The following is a 4,084-nucleotide window of genomic DNA, read 5'->3' on the forward strand; positions in this document are numbered from 1 at the left end:
GCTCATTGAGTTGACTGAAGCTAATTCGCTTATTATTCAGAAAACGCCAGACAGCTTGGGTAGTTGCGAAAGTTGATTTTTGAGCACTTGCGAGGTCTTTAACCGCAGAAGCAAGAAGAGCCGCGGGTGTCATATGCTGTTTAACCAGCGTCTGATATCGGCGGGTAAGGCGAGAGTCAATCCCGCCAACAGATAGGTTGAAATCATTCTGCAAAGTAATAACAGGTATCACGATAAATGTGTAGATACCTATGCATCTGCTGGGCGCCAGCACCGCACAGGCCGCGTTGCTGGTCATCCTGCCTAATTTGCGCAAAGGCTGTATGATAGCGATGCTGCTGTCATTTTCCTTTCTTATCGGCGAGTTTGTCTTCGCCAACCTGTTAGTGGGTAATCGCTACGAAACCCTGCAGGTCTATCTCTACAACATGCGTAACGGCAGCGGTCACTTCACCAGCGCGCTGGTCATTTCTTATTTTGTGGTGGTGCTGTTGTTGACATTACTGGCCAATGCGGTCGGTAAGGAAAAGGAGTGAAGATGGCGTATTTAACGGTTAAGCAGCTGAATAAGCATTATGGCCCAACCCAGGTGTTCGCCAACATCGATTTTAGCGCCGACGAAGGCGAATTTGTCACCTTGCTGGGCCCCAGCGGCTGTGGCAAATCCACCTTACTGCGCTGTCTTGCCGGTTTAACCGCGGTGGACAGCGGCGAGATTATACTCGACGGACAAAATTTGCTGCCGGTGGCGCCGCAGCAGCACGGTATCGGCATGGTGTTCCAAAGTTACGCGCTGTTTCCCAATATGACGGTCGCGGCCAATGTCGCGTTTGGCCTGAAGATGCAAAAGCTGGCCCCCGACGTTATCCGCCGGCGCACCGATGAGGCGCTGGCGCTGGTGGAGTTGCAGACCTTCGCCCACCGCTATCCCCATCAACTTTCCGGCGGGCAAAGCCAGCGGGTGGCGCTGGCTCGATCGCTGGTGACCCGGCCGCGGCTGCTCCTGCTCGATGAGCCGTTATCGGCGCTGGATGCGCGTATCCGCCGCTACTTGCGCGATCAAATCCGCCTCATCCAGCAGGAGCTAAAACTCACCGCCATTTTCGTCACCCACGATCAAGAAGAAGCACTGACGTTATCCGACAGAGTGGTGCTAATGAATCAGGGCCGCATTGTGCAAAATGACAGTGCGGAGATGCTCTACACCCGGCCGGTAGACGCTTTTGCCGCCGGATTCATCGGCAGTTACAATATACTGGAGCCCGGGCAGGCGGGTGTGCTGACCGGGCGACGTTATACGATGCGGGTCGCGATACGGCCAGAGTCCATGACGCTGTTGCCGGCCGGGCAAGGGCTTGACGCGGTTATCCTCGGCCATAGCCTGCTGGGCAATGTGATACGCTATCGGGTGGAATGCCGGCAGGTTTTACTGGTGGTGGATGTTTTGAACCGTTCTGTGGCAGATCTCTATCCAAATGGCGGACGAATTGGTCTACAGTTAGAGTTATCAACACTATGCGAGGTTGCCTGATGCGCGGCCCCATGAACCTCCTTATCAACACAGGGTCGCCGGTAAGGAGCGCCGGTAATCATTTGTAAAAGGGAGCTTAAACCGAGTGTTAACGCTGTTACATCTGTTGTCCGCCGTGGCGTTGCTGGTATGGGGTACCCATATCGTCCGCACGGGCATTATGCGTGTCTATGGTGCCCGGCTGCGTCAGGTGCTTAGCCGCAGCGTAGAAAAGAAAACCATGGCCTTCATGGCCGGCATCGGCGTGACCGCGCTGGTGCAGAGCAGCAACGCCACCGCCATGCTGGTGACCTCTTTCGTGGCCCAGAAGTTGGTGGCGCTGACGCCGGCGCTGGTAATCATTCTTGGCGCCGATGTGGGTACCGCCCTGATGGCGCGGGTGCTGACCTTCGATCTTTCCTGGCTGTCGCCGCTGCTTATCTTCATTGGCGTTTGCCTGTTCCTCGGCCGTAAACAATCCCGCGCCGGCCAACTGGGGCGCGTCGCCATCGGCCTGGGTTTGATTCTGCTGGCTCTGGAGCTCATCGTCAGCGCCTCTACGCCCATCACCCAGGCCAACGGCGTCAAAGTCCTGTTCTCGTCACTGACCGGCGATATTCTGCTGGATGCTTTGACCGGGGCGCTGTTCGCTATTATCAGTTATTCCAGCCTGGCGGCGGTGCTGCTGACCGCCACCCTCTCCGCCACCGATGTGATTTCCTTTAAGGTGGCGCTATGCCTGGCGATCGGGGCGAATCTCGGCAGCGGGATCCTGGCGATGCTCAACGCCAGCGGTCAAAACGCCGAAGGGAAACGCGTCGCTCTCGGTAGCCTGCTGTTTAAACTTATCGGTTGTCTTGTCGTGCTGCCGTTTGTCTCGCCGCTGGCGGGATTGCTGGAACGGTTGCCGCTGGCGGATTCGGAATTGGTTATCTATTTCCACGTGTTCTATAACCTGTTTCGCTGCCTGGCCATGGTGCCCTTCGCCGGCCATATGGCGCGCCTGTGCAGCAAGTGGATTGCCGACACGCCGATAGACGATCGGAGCGTGCGGCCACGTCATTTGGATACCAGCGCGCTGGATACGCCGGCGCTGGCGCTGGTGAACGCCGCCCGGGAAACCCTGCGCATGGGCGACGTGGTAGAGAGTATGCTGCTGCTGCATACCGAAGTGCTGCACGGGCAGGTTGATAAAAACCGCGAGGTACGTCGTCTGGACGACGACGTCGATGTGCTGTATACGGCCATCAAACTTTATCTGGCGCAGATCCCGAAGGAGGATCTGGACGAGGCGGATTCGCGTCGCTGGGCGGAGATCATTGAAATGGCGCTTAATCTTGAGCAGGCGGGAGATATCATCGAACGCATGACTGGGGATATCGCCGCGAAATCGCTCAACGCGCGTCGGGCTTTCTCGGCGCAAGGGATGAAGGAGCTGGATACGCTGCACGAGCAACTGATGTCGAATCTACGGTTGAGCCTGTCGGTGTTCTTGTCTAACGACATGACCAGCGCCCGCCGTCTGCGCCGCGCCAAGCACCGCTTTCGTATCACCGACCGTCGTTATGCCCATGCCCATGTGGACCGGTTGCATCAGCAGAATGTGCAGAGTCTGGAGACCAGCTCGCTGCATTTGAGTCTGCTGGGGGATTTGAAACGAGTCAACTCGCTGTTCTGCTCGGTGGCCTATAACGTGCTGGAGCTGGACGAAGAGTCGGAAGAAGATGAAGTTCGCGAACGTGACGACAGCCGACCCCCGGCTGCCGGCACATCCTGACGGCGTTCGCCGCCGAAGAGGATGAGGTCCGCGAACGTGACGATAACTGTCCCCGGCACGTCCTGACGGCGTTCGCCGCCGAAGAGGTTCAGTCGAACAGCGCGCTGTGCAGGGTTCGCACCACCTGCTCGGCGTCGCCGCCCGGCACCAACAGGCAAAGGTTATGGCTGCTGGCGCCGTAACAGATAAGCCGGATGTTGAACGGATCCAAAGCCCCGAACACCTCTTTGCCCACCCCGCAGGCCTGCGACAGTTTATTACCAATCAATGCCACCAGCGCCAGATCCTCTTCCACCTCTACCCGACACAATGAGGAGAGCTCGGTCAGCAGCGCCTGGGTGAGTAGGCTCGCGCCGGTGGTGGTAGAGCCGGTGGTATCCATGGTCAACGCCACGCTGACTTCGGAGGTGGTGATAAGATCCACCGAGATAGCATGCCGCGCCAGAATATTAAACACTTCCGCCAGAAAGCCGCGGGCGTGCAGCATGTTGAGGCTGTGCAACGTCAGCAGCGGATGGCGTCGGCGCAAGGCCAAAGCGCGGAACAGCGGCGGATTGTCGGTGTGATTATACACCAGCGTGCCGCCGGCGCCGGGATCCTTACTGGAGCCGACGAAGACCGGGATCGCGCTGCGTACCGCCGGCAGCAGCGTCGCCGGGTGCAGGATTTTTGTTATTGCAAGTTTAAAATGTCAACTAATCCCGCAAAGTAGAAATGTCACCTTTTCCTGATGAAATGTTATGCTGTGCATATTTAACTCAGAGATGTGAAACATCATGCCTAATGTGCTGCAAAAT

Annotated in this window: 2 protein-coding genes and 3 pseudogenes; 3 read left to right on the forward strand and 2 right to left on the reverse strand. The window is 57.4% G+C overall.

Translation table 11 applies throughout. The features are described from left to right. Positions 1-232: pseudogene (locus CINSTRO3249_RS17735) on the reverse strand (hypothetical protein); the annotation flags it as partial. A gap of 22 nt (positions 233-254) precedes the next feature. Between CINSTRO3249_RS17735 and CINSTRO3249_RS13715 the strand changes: the two are divergent. The 3 genes and pseudogenes from CINSTRO3249_RS13715 to CINSTRO3249_RS13725 all read left to right on the forward strand — a co-directional run. Continuing rightward, positions 255-536, forward strand: a pseudogene (locus CINSTRO3249_RS13715) (ABC transporter permease subunit); the annotation flags it as partial. A gap of 2 nt (positions 537-538) precedes the next feature. After that, positions 539-1,531: an ABC transporter ATP-binding protein gene (locus CINSTRO3249_RS13720; RefSeq protein WP_074013681.1), complete on the forward strand. Its 993-nt coding sequence runs from the start codon at positions 539-541 to the stop codon at positions 1,529-1,531. Positions 1,532-1,616: 85 nt separating this feature from the next. Continuing rightward, positions 1,617-3,287 carry a Na/Pi cotransporter family protein gene (locus CINSTRO3249_RS13725; RefSeq protein ID WP_074013682.1) on the forward strand — a complete coding sequence of 557 codons (1,671 nt, stop codon included), beginning with the start codon at positions 1,617-1,619 and terminating at the stop codon, positions 3,285-3,287. 88 nt (positions 3,288-3,375) lie between these two features. Here CINSTRO3249_RS13725 and CINSTRO3249_RS13730 read toward each other — a convergent pair. Continuing rightward, positions 3,376-3,957 (reverse strand): annotated as a pseudogene (locus CINSTRO3249_RS13730) (lysine-sensitive aspartokinase 3); the annotation flags it as partial. Positions 3,958-4,084 lie beyond the last annotated feature (127 nt).

Origin of the sequence: Candidatus Sodalis sp. SoCistrobi (assembly GCF_900143145.1) — a bacterium.
Lineage (GTDB): Bacteria > Pseudomonadota > Gammaproteobacteria > Enterobacterales > Enterobacteriaceae > SoCistrobi.